The sequence below is a fragment of the Rossellomorea sp. GAMAL-10_SWC genome (assembly GCF_049568075.1).
In the GTDB taxonomy this organism is placed as follows: domain Bacteria; phylum Bacillota; class Bacilli; order Bacillales; family Bacillaceae_G; genus Gottfriedia.
The window spans coordinates 4,540,573-4,562,693 of the sequence record NZ_CP144911.1 but is presented as its reverse complement, the minus strand read 5'-3'; the positions used below and the strand labels follow the sequence as shown (position 1 = coordinate 4,562,693).

Sequence of the window (22,121 nt, the reverse complement as noted above, 5' to 3'; positions counted from 1 at the left end):
ACATAGTATTTACATACAATAAAAACCCTTTTAAACATTCATGTTAAGCATACAATATGTTACAAAAATGTGTCAATTACCTAAATTAAAAAACTATTAAAAATTACTTACCAATTTTTAGTCTTCAACATAAATTTTAGCGACGTTAACGTAAGATTCCGTTGCACTTTCATATTGTTTACGTTTATAAAAGATCACAAACTTATAAATCCCGCTTTTTGGAAAGTCCTTTAAAACTAATTCCTTTTTGATAATCCCCCTTTTACTATTCTCCTGTTCATCAATAACACCTAACAAACGGAATGTTTCTGATTCAAAAACAGCAATTTTGTATTCCTCAACCTTACTTGGTAAATAGAGCTCATATTTATAGCGATTTTTTCCTTTTACTCTTCCAAAGTGAAATCCCATTACTGACGGAAAGTTCGGTTCTCCTTGTAGTAATAAAAACGGCATTCTTAGATTTTCATCATCATTTGTACTAAACGTAATTGCCCCATCATAAAATCCATCTCTTAATACCTTCGTATCAACTGTTGCAGTAAGATTAATCTTTTTGCTAGTATGCGGTGGAATAGTAAAAGGCTTAGGTAATACCCATTGTATTCCAGTGGCTGGCTGATTATTTATAGCTGTAACTTGTTTTGATATATTTGATTTATTAGATATTCTAACGACAAAATCTTTCTTAACTTGTAAATCTGTTTTTCTTGTTACTCCTAAAGATAAAGACGTCGGGAATAATGTTGTCTCAGTCTCTAGTGCTTTTTCAATATCTAATCTTCCAGCCCCTTGTTCGTACGCATGATACATCTTTTTATTATTCTTATATAATGGTGTTGCTGTATTGACTAGCACACTTTTTAAATCCTCCATACTCCAATCTGGGTGCAATTGTTTTACTAGAGCAGCTGCTCCAGCAACGTGTGGACTTGCCATACTCGTTCCTTGAAGTGCTAAATACCCACCGGGAATTGTACTTTTTATTTGTACACCTGGAGCTAATAAATCAGGCTTCATTTGCCAAGTACCTGTTACTGGCCCTCTAGAGCTGAAATCCGCTAGAATATCTACCTTCTTTTCATGTCCAGTTTTAGCTTCCACTCTACTTTTTTCAATGATCTTCTTAATCATTAAGCCTTCTTTTCTTGAAATAGTCGCAGCTGGAACAGTAAATTTACCTTTAATTTGTCCGATGAAATTTCCATCAATATTATTAAAGACAATAACAGCTTTTGCACCAGCATCTTGAGCATTTTTTACTTTATCAGTGAATGTGATTTTTCCTCTTTCAAGCAAGACTATTTTGTCTTTCACTCTTTTTAAATCACGCTTTTCCCCATATTTCTTAAATACAAATCGCCCATTTAAACCTTTACCCCATTTAGCAGATCCAATCATAGGACTAATAATTGTCTCTTTATTTTGTACATGTATAGATGGGAAAAGAACAGGAGGATAGCTCGCACCAACTGTTAAAGCCTTTGATGCAGTTGCAGGAGAACCAACAGTCCATAGTCCTGGTCCAGAGTTTCCTGCAGCTGTAATTGCAAGTACCCCCTTCTCTACTGCCTTATCTAACGCAATACTTGTCGGCCAGTCTGGTCCGTTGACATCATTACCAAGTGATAAATTAATAATATCTACTTTATCCTTCACTGCTCGCTCAATTGCAGCCATAACCGTTTCAGATGTACCAACGCCACCAGGGCCAAGGGCACGGTATGCATAGATTGTTGCCTTAGGTGCAACGCCTTTTCTTTTTCCATTAGCCGCTATTACACCAGCTACATGAGTACCATGAAATGTACTTTTTTCTTCAAGTTTAGTTTCCATTGGGTCTTTATCTAAATCAATCGTATCGTACCCGCCACCATAATTTGATTTCAAATCAGGATGTCTGTAATCTACACCAGTATCGATTACTCCTACCTTAACGCCTTCACCCGTAATCTTTCTTCCCCTTTGATCCTTATATAATTGAGCTTCGTCAGCTCCAATAAAAGGGATGCTATCTTCCAAATGAGCTCTATAAGTTGTAACAAAATGCATGTCCTTTACTAACGGCATTTTAGCTAACTGTGATAACTCTTCAAGAGAACCCGATACTGAAAAACCATAGTACGTCTCAGTGTATTGTTGCCTTACAGTTACATTTGGGAAACGTTCAGCAATATGTTTTATGGCCTGTGTAATCATTCCATCTTTAATCGAAATTAAAGCAACTTGTTTTTGTTGTTCATGTGCATTTACATAAACTTCTTTAAATGGAATTAGTAAAAAAACTAGACAAATAATTATTTTAAGAAAGTAATTTTTCATTCAATGCAGGTTCTCCTTTATATAAGATATTTTCTTTTTAGCTTTCTCACTAATCGTTCATTCATGTATAAAAAGGTAATTTTCTCTAGAACCTACAAAGTTTTCAAAATAAAAAAAGACTAACTCTAGGTAAAGCATTAAGCTTCCTTAAAAAGTTAGTCTTTTAGTATTATCATTAATTTTTTAATTCGGGTTGGTTAAACAACTGGAATTTTTTATTTGTAACATACGCTTTCACTTCATGGATCACAAAATACAATATGGATGCTCCTAAAACTACGACCCATGCATTTAAAATTACTGTCTCCTGCCAAATCCCTAAAAGCATAAAAAATGCAGGAAGAGTAATTGTAGTCCAAGATTGAATCATTGCAACGATTCCTGTATATCGTTCTATTTTCTTACCTAATACTAGGCCAGCAAAGAATAGATACCATAAATATGCCCACATAACCCACAATAATCCGCCTACTACATCATGAATTATAGCGAAGTTCACGAAAGCCCAAAGGACAGACATGATGGAAACCCAAAGAGAGAACCAGCCTAAGCCTGTTCCATTAAAACCTTTAAGATTTGTAAATCCATTATATAAATAAGTAATACCAAAAAAGAAAATACTTGCCGTATTAAATAATTCCCACTTACCAGCACCTAAATGCATTAATAAGTAGATAGGAAAAACGATTTGTAAAGTACCAACAAATAAGTTTAATAATGCTGCACTTTTAGCATTCGCCTTATTTAATAAAACAAGACTATTTAAAAACAGAGTTGCACCAGATAAAAGTAAACCTACAGCTCCCATAGTGACTTGTTAAAAAGAAAATTGTTAAAAATTCACTTTTTAACTCAACCCTCCTACTTTAAGATTAGAAAAAAAATACAAGCGCCTGATCTAAGTCAAACGCTTGGATTAAATTATTTTAAAACGATCCCTACGATAATCGCCGTTAATACACTTACTAATGTTGCACCAAATAATAATTTTAAACCGAAACGAGCGACAACATTACCTTGTTTTTCATGTAAACCTTTAACCGCACCTGCAATAATACCAATTGATGAGAAGTTAGCAAATGACACAAGGAATACTGACACAATTCCTAATGTACGAGTTGAGAACTCTTTACCATGTTTTGCTAAATCCATCATTGCAACGAACTCATTTGAAACAAGTTTTGTTGCCATAATACTACCTGCGTCAACCGCTTCTTTAAATGGTACACCCATAATGAATGCGAATGGAGCAAATACATAACCTAAAATTCCTTGGAATGAGATTCCAAAAATCATATCAAAGATATTATTAATTGCACCAATTAATGCAACAAATCCAATTAACATTGCTGCAACGATGATTGCTACTTTGAAACCATCTAAAATATACTCACCAAGCATCTCGAAGAATGTTTGTTTTTCTTCTTCTTGTACCGTTAAAATATCCTCTTCAGCTGAAACAGTGTACGGATTGATGATTGATGAAATAATAAAGCCACCAAATAAGTTTAAGACAATTGCTGTTACTACATATTTTGGTTCAACCATTGTCATATATGCCCCTACGATCGACATAGATACTGTTGACATTGCTGATGCACAAAGTGTATATAAACGATTTTTAGGTAAATGACCTAATTGTTTTTTTACTGAAATGAAAACTTCAGATTGTCCTAAAATTGCAGATGCTACTGCATTGTAAGACTCTAATTTACCCATACCATTGATTTTACTTAAGATTAAACCAATGTATTTAATAAAAAACGGTAAAATCTTTGTGAATTGTAAAATACCAATTAATGCAGAAATAAATACGATTGGTAATAATACTCCTGTGAAGAATGGGAAAGCACCTTCATTTGCCATTCCACCAAAAACGAAATTAACGCCTTCACCAGCATATTCTAATAACTTTCCAAATCCGTTAGAAATTCCTTTAATTAAAATTAAGCCTACTTCTGTATTTAATAATAAGAACGCTAAAATGATTTGAACAACGACCATGATTACGACTGGACGATATTTAATGTTTTTACGATCACTACTAGCGATGAAAGCTAGACCGAAAACAACTAGTAATCCAACAAGAGCTATAATATATTTCATGTTTCTCCCCCGAAAATCCAATAAATTTATTTTTATTTAATATAAGCGCTTTCAAAACGAACACAACTTTTTATTTGTTGGATGTCAGACATCATATAGAAGTTAGATGTCAGACAAGGATTAACCTTGTAAATCTTTTGAACTAAATGACCCTGGAAGTAATTCCTTAACAGTTGTTTCAGCGATGTCACCTTTTAAGTTAGTTAAGTATACTTTTGTATTTTCATCACTAAATTCTGCGATAACTTGTCTACATGCACCACATGGTGAAATCGGGCCTTCAGTATCCCCTACTATTGCAATTGATTCGATCTTTGCTGAACCGTTACCCGCAGCGACTGCACTAAATATAGCAGTTCTTTCTGCACAATTTGTTAGTCCATAAGAAGCATTTTCAACATTACAACCTGTGTAGACTGTTTGGTTATTCAACAAAATTGCTGCACCTACTTTAAACTTTGAGTAAGGAGCGTATGCGTTTTCACGAGCCTTTAAAGCTTCGTTGATTAATGATTTTGTATTCATATTTATCACCCTTTAACGAATAAGTTAGGTAATTCTTTATTAAAGTGTGTGAGTTTTGTCTTCGCTTTACCATATTACCAACGTAAGAGCTAAAGAGCAATAACTCACTCACTTTTTTTTATTTTAAAATTATTTTGAAATTAATAAGCTGTGTTAGCTTCTTCACCTTGAACAATTTTAACACCTGAACTTGTTCCGATACGGTTTGCACCAGCAGCTACTACATTTTCTACGTCTTTTAAGTTACGAACACCACCAGAAGCTTTAACGCCAACGTTTTCCCCAACAGTTTTACGCATTAATGCAACGTCTTCTACAGTTGCTCCACCAGTTGAGAATCCTGTTGATGTTTTTACAAAGTCAGCACCAGCTTTAACTGATAATTCACATGCTCTAACTTTTTCTTCATCAGTTAAAAGACAAGTCTCAATAATTACTTTTACTAAAGCTTTACCTTTAGCAGCTTCAACAACTGCACGTACATCTCTTTCAACTAATTCATCATTTTTTTCTTTTAATGCAGAAATATTGATAACCATATCAACTTCTTCAGCACCATTTTCAATTGCGTTTGTAGTTTCGAATGCTTTTACTTCAGGAGTGTTTGCTCCTAGAGGGAAGCCAATAACCGTACAAACCTTTACAGAAGAATCCTTTAATAATTCACTTGCATAAGAAACCCAAGTAGGATTGATACAAACTGATGCAAAGTTAAACTCTTTTGCTTCTTCAGCTAGTTTTGCAATTTCTTCTCTTTTTGCGTCAGCTCGTAATAATGTGTGATCTACTAATTTTGCGTAATTCATATATAGTCGCTCCCTTAATGGTTTTATTATAAAAAAATGTTTATTTACTAAGTTACTTTGAATATGTCTATACTATAACATCGCTATGAAATTTTGTAAAATACAAATTGAACTTATGTTCAAGGATATTTTTTCCTATTAAATTTTAAAAAAGGCTATCTCTTAAGTCAGATTAACTGACACTAAAGACGCCTCCTTTTTAATTTTAAAAATATCTGATTTTCTCTTGCTTATTCCTGCTCTAGCAATCTTTTTGCAGTAAATTGATCAGTTATTAATACGTTTGCATATTTACCCATTAAAGCACCGTGAATAGCGTTTATTTTTCTTTCTCCACCTGCCACTAAAATAGACTTTTCTTTACTTCTTAGCTCATCTAACTCAATTCCAATCGTTCGTCGATTAAGAAGTTCAGAATAAATATTTCCTTCTTTATCAAAAAAACGTGAGCAAATGTCTCCTACAGCAAATGTTTGTAAATCCTGTTCTTCTTTCTCGTTTAAGTAGCCAACTCTAAATAACAGAGCATCTTTTTTAACAGTTCCTACAGTAAAAATTGCGACATTTGATTGTTTTCCCAAATCGATTAATCGACCAATATGGCGATCTTCCTCAACCATTTGTTTTACTTGTGGATTATCAAATATAACAGGTAGTGGTAAATATCTTGGAACGGTGTTAAATGCTTCGGCAAACAAATTGACCGTTTCAGATGCATAAGTATTCGTTTTAGAATAACTTACTCCACCGTTTAGCTGAATTACTTCTACACCCTTTACTTGTTTATTACTTAACTTCGTTGCAATATGATACATCGTTGTTCCCCAAGTTACTCCTACAACGTCACCATCATTGACTAAATCTACTAACACATCCGCAGCTTTTTTAGTGATCGTTTGCAAAACTTCATTGTAGTCATCAATTGGTGAATAGCAAACCTCAACAGATTGTAAATTATATTTCTTCTTTAACTCTCGGGCTAAATCTTGATTGCCTTCAAGGGGGTCAATAATTTCAATGCGTACATATCCCAATTCCTTAGCCTGTTGGAGTAATCTTGAAACAGTTGGACGAGAGATTCCTAATTGTGTCGCGATCTCTTGTTGACTAAAGTCAGAATCATAGTATAGTCTTGCGGCATCTATTATTAACCTTTGTTTTTCGAGTGACATTCCCTAATCCCCTTTAACTTACCAATCCTTATTTCAACGTTCAAATTTTAAATTATTATATCCCTTTTAATATAAAGAAAACTCGTAGACTGACGAGCCTTTTAGGCAGAGGCGTAGTTGCACTTAAACTTAATTCCTAAAATTGGTGACTTCGTCGAATAAGCTACCTAGCTGCCAATTTATACTTTTTAAAAGTGAAAAAAGCTCTCCTACGCTAGGAAAGCTTTTAAAATGTAATTACTTTGTACCGAATAAACGATCTCCAGCGTCGCCAAGACCAGGAACAATATAACCATGATCGTTTAATTTTTCATCAAGGGCAGCTATGTAAATATCTACATCTGGGTGTGCTTTTTGTAAAACTTCAACACCTTCTGGAGCTGCAATTAAGCACATAAACTTAATATTTTTAGCACCTCGTGTTTTTAAAGAGTTGATCGCTTCAACTGCTGATCCACCTGTCGCAAGCATTGGATCAATCACAATGAAGTCACGCTCTTCTACATCCGTAGGAAGTTTAACATAATATTCAACCGGTTTTAAAGTCTCTGGATCGCGGTATAATCCAACATGTCCAACTTTAGCTGCAGGAACTAATTGAAGGAACCCATCAACCATCCCTAAACCTGCACGTAAAATTGGTACGATCCCTAATTTTTTACCAGCAATAACTTTTGACTTTGCAGTTGCTACTGGTGTTTCGATTTCCACTTCTTGTAGTGGTAGATCGCGTGTGATTTCGAATGCCATTAAACCTGCAACCTCATCAACTAGTGCACGAAACTCTTTTGTTCCAGTGTCTTTTTTACGAATTAAAGAAACTTTATGCTGAATTAACGGATGATCAAAAACGTATACTTTACTCACTTTTATCGCTCCTTGCAAATACTTATTAATTTATTATTCTTAAAAAGAATACCGAAAGCGGTTAAATAATTCAAGCCACATCATGCAATCACTTAGAATTAATTTAGATCTTTTTACAATCAAACTTCAATATTTCCTTTTTTCACTAATCTAATTACTATTTTTACCCATTTTGAATTAAAAACTCCTCCTCCTCATTATTAAAAGTCAGAGAAGTTTTTATCTTATACGCAAAGAGAGAACCTATTGGTTCCCTCTTTGGTGTGTATAGTTAAGATGCTTTACTTAAATTATGATCTGGTACTTTTGGAGCGAAAGATGTTTTTCTATTAAAAAACTTGCTAATATAATGATCTAATCCGATACGTCCTGCATTTGAACCTGCAATTATAATAAAAATTCCTAATAATACCATTTGAGGATTTGTGCTAGTTGTACCACTAAACATAAATGCGAAGTTCATCATTAAACCAAAGAACATTGCTGTTTTTGTAAAACAGCCAAGAATAAGTCCAAGTCCAATTGCGAATTCCCCAATAGGAACTAAAAAGTTAAATAAGTCGATGTTTGGTATTGCAAAGTTTGTAAGGAAGTCTGCCCACCAGCCTTGAACTGCTGGATGTTCTCCTGAAGCACTTTTAACTGCAAATCCTAAAAATCCTGAAGCATCGAATCCACCAGCTGATAACTTACCCCAACCTGCATGGATCCACTCATATCCTAAATAAAGCCGAATAATAGTTAAGAAACCAGGTGCAATTTTATTAGTTCTTAAAAAATTAATAAACATAATTTTTTGCCTCCGTTTGGTTAATATTTTTAATTGCTGTTTACATGAATTATTGTACTTCATTCCTAATGTTTAATGTGAATTTTTCCACAAGCTTAAATGAACTTTTTGTGAGCTTCCTCACAAACCTTTAAAAAAAATAAAGCTATCTTTAGTATTACTGCACCTTCAATGTTGAAAATACAGTTCTAAAGATAGCTTACTTTAACCTTTATTTATTAAAACGTAGGATATAATTCGTATTTACTAGATAAAGCATTAACTCGATTACGAGATGCTTCTAGTACTTCTTGATTTTCGTGGTTTTTTAATGTTTCAGCAATGATTGATGCAATTTCATCCATATCTTCTAGAGTAAATCCTCTTGAAGTTACTGCAGCAGTACCGATACGGATACCACTTGTTACAAATGGACTTGCTGGATCAAATGGAATTGTATTTTTGTTACATGTGATACCAACCTCATCTAATACGTGCTCAGCAACTTTACCAGTTAATTCTAATGAGCGAACGTCAATTAAAATTAAGTGATTATCTGTGCCACCAGATACTAGGTTTAAGCCGTGAGATTTTAAGCCTTCTGCTAAACGAGCAGCGTTATCGATGATCGCTTGTGCGTAATTTTTAAAATCCTCTTGTAATGCTTCACCAAATGCTACAGCTTTTGCTGCAATTACGTGCATTAATGGTCCACCTTGAATTCCAGGGAAGATTGATTTATCAATCGCTTTTGCGAATTCTTCTTTACATAAAATCATACCACCACGTGGTCCACGTAATGTTTTATGAGTAGTTGTTGTAACAAAATCAGCATATGGAACTGGATTTTGATGAAGACCTGTTGCTACTAAACCAGCGATATGTGCCATATCAACCATTAAGTAAGCTCCAACTTCATCTGCAATTTCTCTGAATTTTTTAAAGTCAATTGCTCTTGGATAAGCACTTGCACCAGCTACAATTAATTTAGGCTTATGTGCTTTAGCTTTTTCTAATACATCTTCATAGTTAATTACTTGAGTTTCTGGATCTACTCCATACTCAACGAAGTTATATTGTACCCCACTGAAGTTTACTGGACTTCCGTGAGTTAAATGACCACCATGTGATAAATTCATACCTAATACTGTATCACCATGTTTTAAAATAGTGAAATAAACTGCCATATTCGCTTGAGCACCTGAATGAGGTTGAACATTTACGTGTTCTGCTCCGAAAATTTCTTTTGCACGGTCTCTTGCAATGTTTTCTGTGATATCAACATATTCACAACCGCCATAGTATCGTTTGCTTGGATATCCTTCAGCATATTTATTCGTTAATACTGAACCTTGGGCTTCCATTACTGCTTCGCTTACAAAGTTTTCCGAAGCAATTAACTCGATTTTAGTACGTTGTCTACCTAACTCTAACTGTATTGCCTCATACAATGATGGATCTTGCTTTTTTAAATTTTCCACAGTTATATCCCCCTTTTTGTAAAACACGAACATTACTAGTATAAATTTACTGTATTATTCGATAAAACGACCGAATTCCTTTCTATTTTACCATGTTTTACATTAAAAATGAAAGATATATCTTTCAAATAACTAACATTTAATAATTCTATAATAATAAAAACCGCTTTATTTCAAGTCTTCATCTATTGAGTAAACTGCACGTGCTCCACCAATCAACTTTGGACGAGTCTTTGCCGCCGTTATATGAGCTTGTCCAACTTGTTTAATACTCGTTCTTAAAGGAACTGCCACGTGCTTTAAATGCATACCGATTAGAGTATCGCCAATATCAATCCCTGCATCCGCCTTAATGTGTTCAACAATTACTGCATGATCTAAATGTCTAAATGCAAATGAAGCAAGAGCTCCTCCTGCAGTACGAACTGGTATCACAGTTACTTCGTCGAGTTGTAAACTTTTTGCCGTCTTGCTTTGAACAACTAGTGCTCTGTTCAAATGTTCACAGCATTGAAATGCTAATTGTACCCCTGTTTCATCTTGAAAAGCCTTAATCTCATTAAATAAAACTTCCGCTACTTCTATTGTTCCTGAAGTTCCAATTCTTTGTCCACTAACCTCACTAGTGCTACATCCAATGACTATAACATGGTCACTTGTAAAATTCACATGATCATTTAGCTCGTTTAATAATGATTTTATTTGCTCGGCAACTAACCTTAACTCTTCATTCATTTGTTTTGCTCCTTTCGACCCATTATTAAAAAAGCCGATAATCTTCACATTATGTTTTGGATTAACGGCTTTTCGTTTTAGGTTTTATAATTGTTGATTTTTTTCATAGTCTTTAATTTTGTTTACTCTATTTTCATGTCGACCGCCTTCAAAATCAGTCGTTAACCATATTTTTGCAATGTCTCTTGCCAAACCAGGTCCGATTACTCGTTCCCCCATAGCTAGAATATTCGTATCATTATGTTCACGAGTTGCTTTTGCACTAAAAGTATCATGTACTAATGCACATCGAATGCCTTCAACTTTATTTGCGGCAATTGACATACCAATTCCTGTCCCACAAATTAATATTCCACGGTCTACTTCTCCATTTGCAACTTTTTGTGCAACTGGGAATGCATAATCTGGGTAGTCTACAGATGTACCACATTCACAACCATAATCTTCGTATTCAATACCCATTTCATCCATTAAATTCATGATTTCTTGACGAATATTTAATCCACCATGATCAGATGCTATTGCTACTTTCATTAGATAACCCCCGTATTGATCTCTTTGATTTAATTTTCTTTTGTATTGAATTAACTTCAATTTCTATCTTACACTATTATGTTCAGATTTAGGGCATCTAATTAGCATCTAATCACTGATTAAATTAATATTCATTTGGTTTTTTGTACAATCTGTTTTACCAACTCTTCTAATTCACTCAAAGTATTTTCATAAGTTGTTAATGACCCTCCATAAGGGTCAGAAATATCTTTAGCTTGACCGTTTATATATTCATAAAATGTAAAGATTCTATCCTTATATTGAGGAAACCTAGAAACTAACATTTGTTTATGGCTCAATGTCATTGATAAGACTTTCGAAGACCATTCCAAAAGATCTTCATTTACTTGCTGAGAGGAATGATTTGTTTCGATCCCTTTATTTTTTAGTGCCAATATTGCATTTTGAGAAGCAGAGTCGCCTGACATAGCAAATACTCCAGCAGACTTGACCTGATAGAGCTCATTACCATGATGTCTTAATAGTGCTTCTGCCATTGGGCTTCTACATGTATTTCCGGTACAAACAAATAATATATTTTCCATCTTAATTCCTCACCCTCATTTATCTGAACGTTTTATTTTATCTATTTTACTAAAAAATAAAAGGATGGGGCAATTGTCTCCAATTTTCTCCATCCTTAGCTCTTATTCACCGTATGTATCTTTTAAGAAAAAAATAATAGTTTTATTCCGAAAATCAATAAGAACGAACCACCTAATAGTTCACCAAATTTACCGAGTTCCTGTTCTACTCTTCTTCCTAATAGTAATCCAGCCCAAGTTAAAATTGTACTGATTATACCAAATAATAAAATGGTTAGCCATGTTTTAGCACCGAATGTTCCTAAGCTAATTCCAACCGAAAAGCTGTCCACACTTACACTAAATGCAAAAAGAAGTAAACCTACTCCTGTCGGTGTATATTTATTTTCTTCTTTACCAAATAAAGTTGCATAAATCATGTGAAAGCCTATTCCCATTAATAAAAAACCGCCGAGCAATACAGCAAATCGTCCCAGATTTTCGGATAACTCATATCCAATGATCATTCCTAATAAAGGCATTATTACATGAAAGAGTCCGATTACAATGCCGATATTAATGATCTGTTTAAATTTTAGTTGTATAACTCCCATTCCTAACCCAACTGAGAATGCATCTAAACCTAGCGCAGATCCCATAATAGTTAATGTAATTAGTTCATTAATTAATGAGCTACTCATGCTTTCCCCCCTAGGACTTGCTATTAAAAGATATGCACGTCCTAGAAATGATATGAGGGAAATTAATAAAATTTTTCGAGACTGCCCGCCAAACGCTCGCTTTCTTCGTTGCTTCGCCTGTCTGCGGTGCTCATTACCCTTTAGGGTAACTTCGCGCCTCGAAAGACAAGCGCTTGCAATCAGTCTGAAAATCAATTTTTTTGGGCTTTTTTAACCTGAAAACAATAGAAACCCGTTCTATTATTTTTCCTGTATAACCGAATGTCCACAAGCTTTCCACAGACGATTCATAATGGCAATTCCAATTCCTTCATAAGGGAAAGTTTCGCAATAAATGATATCAACATGTTCTTCATTAAATTGACGAATACAATCATATAATGCTGCCGCTACGGTTGATAAGTCACTACGTTTTCCACATGTAAGAACAACATCTGCATTATATTTGGTTGCATTTTCTTCGGTTGTTAATATCCCTACTCTTTTTCCTTCTGTTTTAGAATTGTGTATAAGTTTGTGCATAAATTCAATACTTCCATTTACAAGATGCATTTGAGCATCTGGTGCATAATGTTTATATTTCATCCCTGGTGATTTTGGTGCTTCATTTTCCTTCATAGTTGCTGGATCTACTTCCACCGTAGGAATTATTTCTTTGATCATTTCTGGCGTAATACTACCTGGTCTTAATATTGTAAAAATATCTTGGGAACAGTCAATAACTGTCGATTCCACTCCGACTCCTGTACTACCACCATCTACAATGCCTACAATTCGTCCATTTAAATCTTCAAATACATGCTTAGCAGAAGTTGGACTAGGCTTGCCTGAAGTATTTGCGCTTGGTGCTGCTATTGGCAAATTACAAGCCTCAATTAACGCTAGAGCAACTGGATGATCAGGCATTCTTATTCCAACAGTGGATAACCCTGCCGTTACATATTTTGAAACATGTTTTTTACTTTTTAAAATTAACGTTAATGGTCCTGGCCAAAAAGCATCCATTAGTTTTTTTGCATCTAATGGAATTTCTTCAACTAGATTATCTAACTGTTCTTTGTTGGCAATATGTACAATAAGGGGATTATCACTTGGTCTACCTTTTGCTTGGAAGATTCGTTGAACCGCTTCATCTGAAAGAGCGTTTGCCCCTAACCCATAAACAGTTTCTGTTGGAAAAGCGACAACTTGTCCTAACTGTAATTTTTTTGCTGCATCCACAATCTGTGGGTAAACTTCTTCTTTATTCACAGGATTATCCACATACCATATTTTCGTTTCCATCCGTAGCACCTCTCTCTAGAGTGAATAATAGTGTATATTTTACAAATTTAGACATTATCCAAAGAATGAAAAGCAAGTTTTATCCACAAATTGTGGACAAAACTTGCTAATTTGTGGATAACTTTGTGTATAGTTCTTTTTGGTAAACTAATACTTCTTCATTCGTAATAGTAGTTTGGTAATGCTTCATTTCTTTAATACTGTTCGAAACATTTTCCTGTTCGACTTGCCCAAAACCTAGTAAAAGGAATAAGTCTTGAACTACATGCTGTCTTGTTAATAAATATACTTTACTAATCATTTCTTCTTTTAGTTTATCAAGAACACTTTGTAAAAAGAGTACCATATGCTGTGAGTAAATGGTAGGTGCAACTACTAGTGATCTTAATAACGCTTCTTCTCCATCTTGTTCATACCCTATTACAGCTTGTGCTTTCCCAAACTCATCTTCCATTATGAAAAATGATTCTTGTTGGTCCTCAAGTCCGTTTGTAGATAATCCTGCTTGTCCCAAGAATGAAAAAATTGTTTCAAAGTCTTCCTGAATCGCTGAACGTATTTTCATAAAAAAACCTCCCTAGTATGCTTGTAATACTTTATGCGCATAGGGAGATTGCTAGAACTAAAATAATTGCTTTAACATTTGTACAAAGAAGCTCTCTACCTTAATCTCATCTTTTGGTTCATCACCAGGTAGAGTAGAAGCCACAACCGCATCTTCACTGCTCTTGTCCTCAGTATCATCCTCTAAAGAGGATTCATTGTTTTGTTTTATTGCAATATTAGAATCATCATTGCTTAAACGTAATGCCTCTTGTTTTTTAAACTCTCTTTTTGGTTCATTTTCGATTTTTGTTTCATGCTCTACCTTTTGTTGCGATTGTAGTGACTCTTTACTTAAAGTTGCATCACCGTTTGAAAAATCTAGGAAACATAATGGTGGGAACAATACGCACCACCAGTTTGCTCCTTGGCCTGCACCAAGTTTAATTAAAACCGCTTCGTAATCACCAGCAGGATATAAGAAACTACCATATAATTTTGTAGGGAATTTAACTTTTTTTGAGTAAGTAATAGTAAATGATTGATTTGAGCCTTCTTCTTTAATAACACGTGCAACCGTTTTTTGTAAGTCAGGAATATGACTTTTAATAACCTTTTGTCCCTCTTCGAAAGTTGTTAAATCTTTTACCCAAGTATTAATTTGAGCATTAACTTCATCTCTAACCTTACGTTTAAGAGCTTGATCTTCACTAGAATCGCTATTTGCTAGAATTCGTAGTCTTACAGCTTTCTTAGGAATTACGACCATTTCATTACCTTTTGCATTTGTATCTCTAAGTGGCAGTAACACTGATGAACTAATCAATAATATGATAAATAAAGAAATAATTTTATATGTTATTTTCGTTTTATTTTTAGTTTTCATTCTCTCCACCATCCCTCTAGGAACAGTGTAGACAATTTGATTATTTCTTAAACACTAGTATTCTATTTTTTTTAATAGATTCTTGGTTATTAGATTAGAAAGTAAACGATGATTTCCAGTTAAAAGTACTCGTTTTCTAAAAAAGCTTTCTTTATTTCCAAGATATCTTACAAATCTTTTTTCTCTAGCAGTTTATCTGCTTTTTAATATAATCCATATACAACGAAACAATATCTATATCTGATACTGTATATAATGTTCTACTTCCTACTACGTCCTCAATTTCATTTAGGATCAATTGGTTGTTTGCATCAAACATGAAGTCAATTCCCACGAAGTCGAAATCAAAGTGATCGACTATTTTCTGAATAAGTTCTTTTTCCTTTTGGGAAAGTTCGTAAAGCATTGCGCCTCCACCAAGAGAAAAATTCGCTCGAAAGTCTTTTTCTGAATATCTTAAAACAGCTGCAATAATTTCTTTACCGATAATGAAAACTCGTAAGTCCTTACCTAATTGCTCTGCAACATTTTGAATTAATAGTTCATCAAAATTTGAGTTCTGCACAATCTCCTGTAACGTTTCTTGATTATTTATAAAATATACTTCGCTTCCACCTCTTCCTGTGCAATTCTTAAGCACACAAGGGAATTGGACTGTTTCTAAGGATTTTGTCATTGTACTTTTTTTATAATACAAAGTGTCTAGCATTGGAATACCTAGACTAGAAAGCTTCTGGTGTGTTAGAAACTTGTGGTTGGCCATTGTTGCAATCGTCTGGTTATTAAATGTTCTGATCCCCATTTCTTCAAAGTGAGAAGATAATATTTGTGATATAGCCCTCATGATTACAAAGGCCGGTTTGCTTAATTCTTTACCTTGATCGTAAAGTATATTAACACCGTTTCGAATACCTATTACAATATCTTCTGTATATAGTAACTTTAGTTCAAATCCATTTTCCAATGCTCCGCTTACTAGCCAGTCGATATACGTTCTGTTTCTTTTTGCATCTGCTTCGGAATAGATTAGCCAACCAATCATATGTTTTTCTCCAAGTCCCAGATAATATAATCAATAATATATTTCGTTGTATCCACATCTGTACATAGATAAATATTTTTGAAATGTGCGTTTGAGTTAACCTCGCATATATATGTTTTTCCGTCTCCTCCAAACAATAAGTCAATCCCTGCAAAATCTGCTCCTACTATTTCAGAGCATTTAAGTGCTAAATTGATTTGGTCTTCTGTCGGCTCATACTTATACATTTTTCCACCGTTTGTAACATTTGCACGAAAATCTGATTCTGATTTTCTTAACACTGCTGTCACTACTTGTTTACCTACTACTTGGATGCGAATATCAGTCCCTCTACTTGATTCTATAAACTCTTGATAAATATGTGGTTTGTGCTTTAGTTCGTCTACCTTCTTAAAAAAATCTTCTCTATTCTCAACTAAATAAACTTGTCTACCGAATGAACCAAATGACTCTTTTATAATTAAAGGAAAACCTAATTCCTGTATGACTTCATCGTAAAAATCATAGTTTGTTAAATCACAATTAGGGAACAATAGCGGAGCCGTAATTGTTTTTGGCATAGGTATATCGAAGTTCGATAATGCCTGAAAAGTTAAAGCCTTATCATCACAAACTTCAATTGTTCTCGCAGAATTATATAATTTTAGCCCCATATTTTCTAAATGCCTTGCTAAATGAACATCCTTGTCCCAAAAAATTACAAAATCAGGTTTCTCATTCGCGAATTTTCCTTTTAAAATCGCTTGACCCTTTTCGATTACTGGAATTAGTTCATAATGTTTAACTAAAGAAACATCTATTCCTTTTGCGATTGCTGTATCTTGTAACCATTCGAAAAGTTCAGTAAATTTTGTAGCTGTAATATGACCATTAAATACAATCCATCCTTTAAACTTTTTCATTCTAACTATCTTCTTTCGTAATGTTTTTGTTTTTTCTTGATTGAAATTTTTCCTCATCTTTTACAACTTTAACACAAAAAAAAGAATCGTAATACATGGACTTTTTCTAGTCAATATCATTACGATTCACTATTTAGATTAGCCATTTACCATATAAACCATACGGTCTTTGCCATTAATATCGAAAACTACTTCAACATTTGAATTCGGATAAGCTTTCCTTAAAATGTCTGCAACCTGTTCACCTTGATTGACACCTACTTCAAATGCAACCAGTGATTTTTCTTTTAATACTTTAGGTAAGTCATTTGCAAAACGACGGTAAAAATCAAGACCATCTTCGCCACCTACTAAAGCACGGTATGGTTCATGATCCTTAACTACTTCATCTAAACCTAACCAATCCTCATGCGGAATATACGGCGGATTTGATACAACAATATCAACTGTCTTATTTTCATCGATAAAGTAATTCAGTAAATCATTGTGTATAAAGTGGACATTCGCCTGTAACTCTTGTGCATTTTGTTTAGCAACTTGGATAGATTCTTCTGCAATATCAACTGTATGAACTGTTAATTGTTTATTTTCAAGCGCAAGTGAGATTGCAATCGCCCCACTGCCAGTACCTACATCTACTAGTTCAAGTTGTTCTGTATTTTTCCAATGCTTTTGAATACGATGCAGTACACCTTCCACTAACTCCTCTGTTTCTGGTCTTGGAATTAGTACTTCTTCATTAACGAAGAACTTTCGGCCATAAAAGTATTCATATCCTATTAAATATTGGATTGGTTGGCCATCTATGTGCTTATGAACCAATTCTTTAAACTCCATCCAATGATTCTCTTCTAAATCTTCTCTCATATTTAGCAATAATTCTGTTCGATTGTAGCCCAAAAGATGTTTTAATACAATTTCACCCACATTTTCATCACGACCGTGTTCTTGTAAAAAAGAAGAAGCCCATTTTAGGGCTTCATATATCTTTGTTGTCATTATTGACTTTGTTCCATACGTTTTGCTTGATCATCCATTATTAACGCATTAATAATTTCGTCGATTTTACCTTCAACGATTTGATCAAGCTTTTGAATTGTTAATCCAATTCGGTGGTCAGTTACACGGTTTTGTGGGTAGTTATACGTACGGATACGTTCAGAACGATCACCTGTACCTACAGCTTGCTTACGATTTTGATCGTATTCTGCTTGTACTTCTCTTTGGAATTTATCATAAACCCTAGCGCGAAGAACCTTCATCGCTTTTTCTTTATTCTTAATTTGTGATTTTTCATCCTGACATGATACTACAGTATTTGTAGGAATATGAGTTAAACGCACTGCAGACATCGTTGTATTTACTGATTGACCACCAGGACCACTTGAAGCAAATGTATCTACACGAATATCTTTTTCATGAATTTCAATTTCAACTTCTTCAGCTTCTGGTAAAACTGCTACAGTTGCAGTTGAAGTATGAATTCGTCCACCTGATTCTGTTTCAGGAACACGTTGAACACGGTGTGCACCATTTTCAAATTTTAGTTTTGAATATGCACCTTTACCATTGATCATAAAGATAACCTCTTTAAAGCCACCTAGCTCAGTATAGTTACCTTCAATGATTTCTGTTTTCCATCCGTTAACCTCAGCAAAACGGCTGTACATACGATATAACGTAGCAGCAAATAATGCAGCTTCGTCACCGCCCGCAGCACCACGAATCTCAACGATAACGTTTTTATCATCGTTAGGATCTTTTGGAATTAAAAGGATTTTTAAACGTTCTTCTAGATCCTTTGATTCGTTTTCCAAATCATTTAATTCTTCTTTAACCATTTCGCGCATATCAGCATCAAGCTTCTCTTCAAGCATAGCTTTTGCATCTTTAATTTGCTCTTTAACTGATTTATATTGACGGTATACATCAACTGTTTCTTGTATGTCTGACTGTTCTTTTGAGTATTCACGTAACTTTTTTGAATCGTTTATAATTTCCGGGTCACTAAGTAAATCGTTTAATCTATCATAGCGATCCTCTACAGCTTGTAATCGATCAAACATAATTTTCACCTCGACATTTTCGTCTTAAATATATATCGAAAAAAGCGATTCGAAATCGCTTATTTAATTCTAAGGTAAAAGCGCCTAAAACACTTTATCCACAATTATTATTGTTCAGTTCCGAAAGCTAGCTCTTCGATAATTTTCCATTCGAACTGGGCGAGCTTTCTCCACATTTCTTAGTATATGGTCTTAATAGCTAATTTTCAACCTACTGTAAAATTAATCGTTCTGACTTTGAAGTGCTGGTTGAATTGTTTTCGTTGGTACTTCGTGACAGTGACGACATCTTGGTTCGTATGATTCAGATGCACCTACTAAAATAATAGGGTCTTCAAATAAAGCTGGTTTACCATTTATTAATCTTTGAGTTCTACTTGCAGGTGAGCCGCATGAAGCGCAAACTGCGTTTAATTTTGTTACATGTTCTGCAATTGATAATATTTCAGGTACTCTACCAAATGGTAAGCCTCTAAAATCCTGGTCTAAACCTGCACAAATCACACGTTTTCCAGAGTTAGCAAGTTGTTGAACTACCATAACTATTTCATCGTCAAAGAATTGAATCTCGTCGATTGCAACTACTTCAACTTCTTCTGTTACGTATCTAAGAATATGTGATGAGTGTGTTACTGCATAAGCAGGTACTTTCATACCTGTGTGAGACACCACTTCTACTTCACTGTATCGATTATCAATTGATGGCTTGAATGTAACACAGCTTTGCTTAGCAAACTGCGTACGACGAACACGGCGAATTAGTTCCTCTGATTTTCCAGAAAACATACTTCCGCAAATCATTTCAATCCAACCATTTTTTTTCATCATAAAGAACATTATGTGTCTCACCTTTCTATATCAGTACGAAGACTATTTTATTATTTATTTTAAACGGCTGTTAATTCAGCAGTATTTATAATTCGTGTAAGTATCTTTTAGTATTTATATAAAAATTCACTAAATTGAATTAGAGTTATATGTTATTTGACTATAAATGCGTAAAAAAAGCAGGCAAAGTAGCAATAACTCGCCTGCTTTTCATCAATATTACTTAAGGCCGTATTTTTTGTTGAAACGTTCAACACGTCCTGCAGCGTTAGCAAATTTCTGACGTCCAGTGTAGAATGGGTGAGAATCAGAAGAAACCTCAACTTTGATTAGAGGGTAAGTTTCGCCATCTTCCCATTCGATTGTTTCGTTAGAATATTTTGTTGATCCGCTTAAGAATTTGAAACCAGTGTTAATATCCATAAACACTACTTTCTTGTAATTAGGATGAATATTCGCTTTCATGTCTTTCATCTCCTTCCGCCCTGAAATCCTTGAAATCAGAGTTATAAGAAACCATGTGTATACCACATAATTTACATTTCACATACAAATGAAATTATAGCAACTAACCCGGGAGAATGCAACCCACTATTTCTCTTTGAGATTGCTTTTATCTTCCAACTATTTATTAGAGACTGGCGTTTTTCTACTTTCTTCAGTCATCGTATTGAAGAAATCTTCATTTGTTTTCGTTTGACGCATCATTCTGAAATAACGTTCAACAAAGTCTGGAATATCTGACATTGTTTTTCGCATTAACCATAGCTTGTCCAGATGATCTTTTGGTATTAATAGATCTTCTTTACGTGTTCCAGAACGACGAATGTCAATTGCTGGGAAAATACGGCGTTCAGCTAATGAACGATCTAAGTGAAGCTCCATATTACCTGTACCTTTAAATTCCTCATAAATAACATCATCCATACGTGAGCCAGTGTCGATTAGAGCTGTTGCTAAAATCGTTAAACTTCCACCTTCTTCGATATTACGTGCAGCACCGAAGAAACGTTTTGGTCTATGGAATGCAGCAGGATCAATACCACCTGATAACGTACGACCACTTGGTGGAATAACTAAATTATACGCACGAGCAAGCCTAGTAATACTATCCATTAAAATAATTACATCTTTCTTGTGCTCTACTAGTCTCATAGCGCGTTCTAATACTAATTCAGCAACCTTTATATGACTATCAGGAGTTTCGTCGAAAGTCGAACTTACAACATCTCCTTTTACAGAACGTTCAATGTCCGTTACCTCTTCTGGTCGCTCATCAATTAGCAATACAATTAGTTCAGCTTCTGGGTGATTTGTTGTGATGCTATTTGCAATTTCTTTTAATAACTCAGTCTTACCGGCTTTTGGAGGGGCAACAATTAAACCACGTTGACCAAATCCTACTGGGGCGATCATATCAATAATTCTTGTAGAAAACTTAGCAGGAGATGTTTCAAGCTTCATTTGTCTATTTGGATATAATGCAGTTAATCCCGGGAAGTGAACACGTTCTTTAGCATTCTCAGGATCGTCTCCATTAACTGCTTCTACTTGAAGTAGACCAAAGTATCTTTCATTTTCCTTCGGTGGGCGTACTTTTCCTGATACCTTATCACCATTTCGCATATCAAAACGACGAATTTGAGATGCAGAAATATAAATATCTTCTGAACTAGGTGAATAATTAATTGGACGTAAGAATCCATATCCTTCTGAAGGGATAATTTCTAGTACACCTTCCATGAACATTAATCCATCTTTTTCCGCTTGCGCTTTAAGGATTGCAAAAATAAGTTCTTTTTTCGTCAATTTGCTGTAATACGAAATTTTCATTACCTTCGCGTGTTCATACAAATCTTTTAATTTCATGTTTTCTAATGCAGAGATTGTTAAACTCATATAACACCACTCTTTACTTTTATTCGTTCAAATTAGGGTTTTCTTAATTCGGAAGGTTATTTAGAAGGTTTTTTGAAGGAAACTTACATAAAGTATTACTCTTTAGTG

General features: G+C 34.4%; 23 protein-coding genes. All 23 read right to left on the bottom strand.

From position 1 onward, the window contains the following. Positions 1-117: 117 nt before the first annotated feature. Positions 118-2,322 (bottom strand): S8/S53 family peptidase, encoded by a 2,205-nt coding sequence (locus V5E38_RS22085; protein ID WP_499211460.1) that lies wholly within the window; start codon positions 2,320-2,322, stop codon positions 118-120. Positions 2,323-2,497: 175 nt separating this feature from the next. Then, on the bottom strand, positions 2,498-3,130 hold the full coding sequence (locus tag V5E38_RS22080) for an AmiS/UreI family transporter (protein ID WP_499211459.1): 633 nt from the start codon (positions 3,128-3,130) through the stop codon (positions 2,498-2,500). A gap of 113 nt (positions 3,131-3,243) precedes the next feature. Beyond that, complete coding sequence (locus V5E38_RS22075) at positions 3,244-4,428, bottom strand: NupC/NupG family nucleoside CNT transporter (RefSeq protein ID WP_097974893.1); 1,185 nt, start codon at positions 4,426-4,428, stop codon at positions 3,244-3,246. A 120-nt stretch (positions 4,429-4,548) separates the two neighbouring features. Further along, the gene (locus V5E38_RS22070; protein ID WP_097974891.1) at positions 4,549-4,953 is read right to left on the bottom strand and encodes a cytidine deaminase; all 405 of its coding nucleotides are present in this window, start codon (positions 4,951-4,953) and stop codon (positions 4,549-4,551) included. Positions 4,954-5,093: 140 nt separating this feature from the next. Next, on the bottom strand, positions 5,094-5,759 hold the full coding sequence (deoC, locus tag V5E38_RS22065; RefSeq protein ID WP_499211458.1) for a 2-deoxyribose-5-phosphate aldolase: 666 nt from the start codon (positions 5,757-5,759) through the stop codon (positions 5,094-5,096). 230 nt (positions 5,760-5,989) lie between these two features. Continuing rightward, positions 5,990-6,931: a sugar-binding transcriptional regulator gene (gene deoR, locus V5E38_RS22060; RefSeq protein ID WP_499211457.1), complete on the bottom strand. Its 942-nt coding sequence runs from the start codon at positions 6,929-6,931 to the stop codon at positions 5,990-5,992. A 237-nt stretch (positions 6,932-7,168) separates the two neighbouring features. Further along, positions 7,169-7,798 (bottom strand): uracil phosphoribosyltransferase, encoded by a 630-nt coding sequence (upp, locus tag V5E38_RS22055; protein ID WP_097974886.1) that lies wholly within the window; start codon positions 7,796-7,798, stop codon positions 7,169-7,171. Positions 7,799-8,069: 271 nt separating this feature from the next. Next, positions 8,070-8,588 carry a DoxX family protein gene (locus V5E38_RS22050; protein ID WP_499211456.1) on the bottom strand — a complete coding sequence of 173 codons (519 nt, stop codon included), beginning with the start codon at positions 8,586-8,588 and terminating at the stop codon, positions 8,070-8,072. Positions 8,589-8,806: 218 nt separating this feature from the next. Further along, complete coding sequence (gene glyA / locus V5E38_RS22045; RefSeq protein WP_141437770.1) at positions 8,807-10,048, bottom strand: serine hydroxymethyltransferase; 1,242 nt, start codon at positions 10,046-10,048, stop codon at positions 8,807-8,809. A 168-nt stretch (positions 10,049-10,216) separates the two neighbouring features. Then, on the bottom strand, positions 10,217-10,783 hold the full coding sequence (locus V5E38_RS22040) for a DUF436 domain-containing protein (RefSeq protein WP_499211455.1): 567 nt from the start codon (positions 10,781-10,783) through the stop codon (positions 10,217-10,219). A gap of 84 nt (positions 10,784-10,867) precedes the next feature. Then, a complete protein-coding gene (rpiB, locus tag V5E38_RS22035; RefSeq protein WP_499211454.1) occupies positions 10,868-11,317 on the bottom strand; it encodes an RpiB/LacA/LacB family sugar-phosphate isomerase in 450 nt (149 codons plus the stop codon). 131 nt (positions 11,318-11,448) lie between these two features. After that, positions 11,449-11,883, bottom strand: coding sequence for a low molecular weight protein arginine phosphatase (locus V5E38_RS22030; RefSeq protein WP_499211453.1), 435 nt, complete (start codon positions 11,881-11,883; stop codon positions 11,449-11,451). A gap of 122 nt (positions 11,884-12,005) precedes the next feature. Beyond that, complete coding sequence (locus V5E38_RS22025) at positions 12,006-12,563, bottom strand: manganese efflux pump MntP (protein WP_499211452.1); 558 nt, start codon at positions 12,561-12,563, stop codon at positions 12,006-12,008. A gap of 240 nt (positions 12,564-12,803) precedes the next feature. Continuing rightward, positions 12,804-13,847: an L-threonylcarbamoyladenylate synthase gene (locus V5E38_RS22020; RefSeq protein ID WP_499211451.1), complete on the bottom strand. Its 1,044-nt coding sequence runs from the start codon at positions 13,845-13,847 to the stop codon at positions 12,804-12,806. Between the two features lie 106 nt (positions 13,848-13,953). Beyond that, on the bottom strand, positions 13,954-14,412 hold the full coding sequence (locus V5E38_RS22015) for a GNAT family N-acetyltransferase (RefSeq protein WP_499211450.1): 459 nt from the start codon (positions 14,410-14,412) through the stop codon (positions 13,954-13,956). 57 nt (positions 14,413-14,469) lie between these two features. Further along, entirely contained in the window at positions 14,470-15,276 is an 807-nt protein-coding gene (gene spoIIR, locus V5E38_RS22010; protein WP_499211449.1) for a stage II sporulation protein R, read from the bottom strand. 184 nt (positions 15,277-15,460) lie between these two features. Next, complete coding sequence (locus V5E38_RS22005; RefSeq protein ID WP_499211448.1) at positions 15,461-16,318, bottom strand: ATP-grasp domain-containing protein; 858 nt, start codon at positions 16,316-16,318, stop codon at positions 15,461-15,463. Then, complete coding sequence (locus V5E38_RS22000) at positions 16,315-17,220, bottom strand: ATP-grasp domain-containing protein (protein WP_499211447.1); 906 nt, start codon at positions 17,218-17,220, stop codon at positions 16,315-16,317. Before V5E38_RS22000 ends, V5E38_RS22005 begins: the two co-directional genes overlap by 4 nt. Before the next feature lie 138 nt (positions 17,221-17,358). Next, positions 17,359-18,219: a peptide chain release factor N(5)-glutamine methyltransferase gene (gene prmC, locus V5E38_RS21995; protein WP_499211446.1), complete on the bottom strand. Its 861-nt coding sequence runs from the start codon at positions 18,217-18,219 to the stop codon at positions 17,359-17,361. Next, positions 18,219-19,286: a peptide chain release factor 1 gene (prfA, locus tag V5E38_RS21990; protein WP_025671037.1), complete on the bottom strand. Its 1,068-nt coding sequence runs from the start codon at positions 19,284-19,286 to the stop codon at positions 18,219-18,221. Before prfA ends, prmC begins: the two co-directional genes overlap by 1 nt. A gap of 222 nt (positions 19,287-19,508) precedes the next feature. Beyond that, on the bottom strand, positions 19,509-20,123 hold the full coding sequence (locus V5E38_RS21985; protein ID WP_499211445.1) for a thymidine kinase: 615 nt from the start codon (positions 20,121-20,123) through the stop codon (positions 19,509-19,511). A 210-nt stretch (positions 20,124-20,333) separates the two neighbouring features. Beyond that, positions 20,334-20,579: a type B 50S ribosomal protein L31 gene (locus tag V5E38_RS21980; protein WP_025671035.1), complete on the bottom strand. Its 246-nt coding sequence runs from the start codon at positions 20,577-20,579 to the stop codon at positions 20,334-20,336. Between the two features lie 159 nt (positions 20,580-20,738). Continuing rightward, positions 20,739-22,013: a transcription termination factor Rho gene (rho, locus tag V5E38_RS21975; RefSeq protein ID WP_387325271.1), complete on the bottom strand. Its 1,275-nt coding sequence runs from the start codon at positions 22,011-22,013 to the stop codon at positions 20,739-20,741. Between the last annotated feature and the right edge of the window lie 108 nt (positions 22,014-22,121).

Coding starts and splice junctions, on each gene's coding strand:
- V5E38_RS22020 (WP_499211451.1), bottom strand. CDS start 13,847: ATGGAAACGAAAATATGGTATGTGGATAATCCTGTGAATAAAGAAGAA.
- V5E38_RS22070 (WP_097974891.1), bottom strand. CDS start 4,953: ATGAATACAAAATCATTAATCAACGAAGCTTTAAAGGCTCGTGAAAAC.
- rpiB (WP_499211454.1), bottom strand. CDS start 11,317: ATGAAAGTAGCAATAGCATCTGATCATGGTGGATTAAATATTCGTCAA.
- V5E38_RS22040 (WP_499211455.1), bottom strand. CDS start 10,783: ATGAATGAAGAGTTAAGGTTAGTTGCCGAGCAAATAAAATCATTATTA.
- V5E38_RS22030 (WP_499211453.1), bottom strand. CDS start 11,883: ATGGAAAATATATTATTTGTTTGTACCGGAAATACATGTAGAAGCCCA.
- V5E38_RS21985 (WP_499211445.1), bottom strand. CDS start 20,123: ATGTTCTTTATGATGAAAAAAAATGGTTGGATTGAAATGATTTGCGGA.
- V5E38_RS22025 (WP_499211452.1), bottom strand. CDS start 12,563: ATGAGTAGCTCATTAATTAATGAACTAATTACATTAACTATTATGGGA.
- deoC (WP_499211458.1), bottom strand. CDS start 5,759: ATGAATTACGCAAAATTAGTAGATCACACATTATTACGAGCTGACGCA.
- V5E38_RS22080 (WP_499211459.1), bottom strand. CDS start 3,130: ATGGGAGCTGTAGGTTTACTTTTATCTGGTGCAACTCTGTTTTTAAAT.
- V5E38_RS22015 (WP_499211450.1), bottom strand. CDS start 14,412: ATGAAAATACGTTCAGCGATTCAGGAAGACTTTGAAACAATTTTTTCA.
- V5E38_RS22050 (WP_499211456.1), bottom strand. CDS start 8,588: ATGTTTATTAATTTTTTAAGAACTAATAAAATTGCACCTGGTTTCTTA.
- prfA (WP_025671037.1), bottom strand. CDS start 19,286: ATGTTTGATCGATTACAAGCTGTAGAGGATCGCTATGATAGATTAAAC.
- spoIIR (WP_499211449.1), bottom strand. CDS start 15,276: ATGAAAACTAAAAATAAAACGAAAATAACATATAAAATTATTTCTTTA.
- rho (WP_387325271.1), bottom strand. CDS start 22,013: ATGAGTTTAACAATCTCTGCATTAGAAAACATGAAATTAAAAGATTTG.
- V5E38_RS21980 (WP_025671035.1), bottom strand. CDS start 20,579: ATGAAAGCGAATATTCATCCTAATTACAAGAAAGTAGTGTTTATGGAT.
- V5E38_RS22000 (WP_499211447.1), bottom strand. CDS start 17,220: ATGAAAAAGTTTAAAGGATGGATTGTATTTAATGGTCATATTACAGCT.
- V5E38_RS22085 (WP_499211460.1), bottom strand. CDS start 2,322: ATGAAAAATTACTTTCTTAAAATAATTATTTGTCTAGTTTTTTTACTA.
- prmC (WP_499211446.1), bottom strand. CDS start 18,219: ATGACAACAAAGATATATGAAGCCCTAAAATGGGCTTCTTCTTTTTTA.
- deoR (WP_499211457.1), bottom strand. CDS start 6,931: ATGTCACTCGAAAAACAAAGGTTAATAATAGATGCCGCAAGACTATAC.
- V5E38_RS22005 (WP_499211448.1), bottom strand. CDS start 16,318: ATGATTGGTTGGCTAATCTATTCCGAAGCAGATGCAAAAAGAAACAGA.
- V5E38_RS22075 (WP_097974893.1), bottom strand. CDS start 4,428: ATGAAATATATTATAGCTCTTGTTGGATTACTAGTTGTTTTCGGTCTA.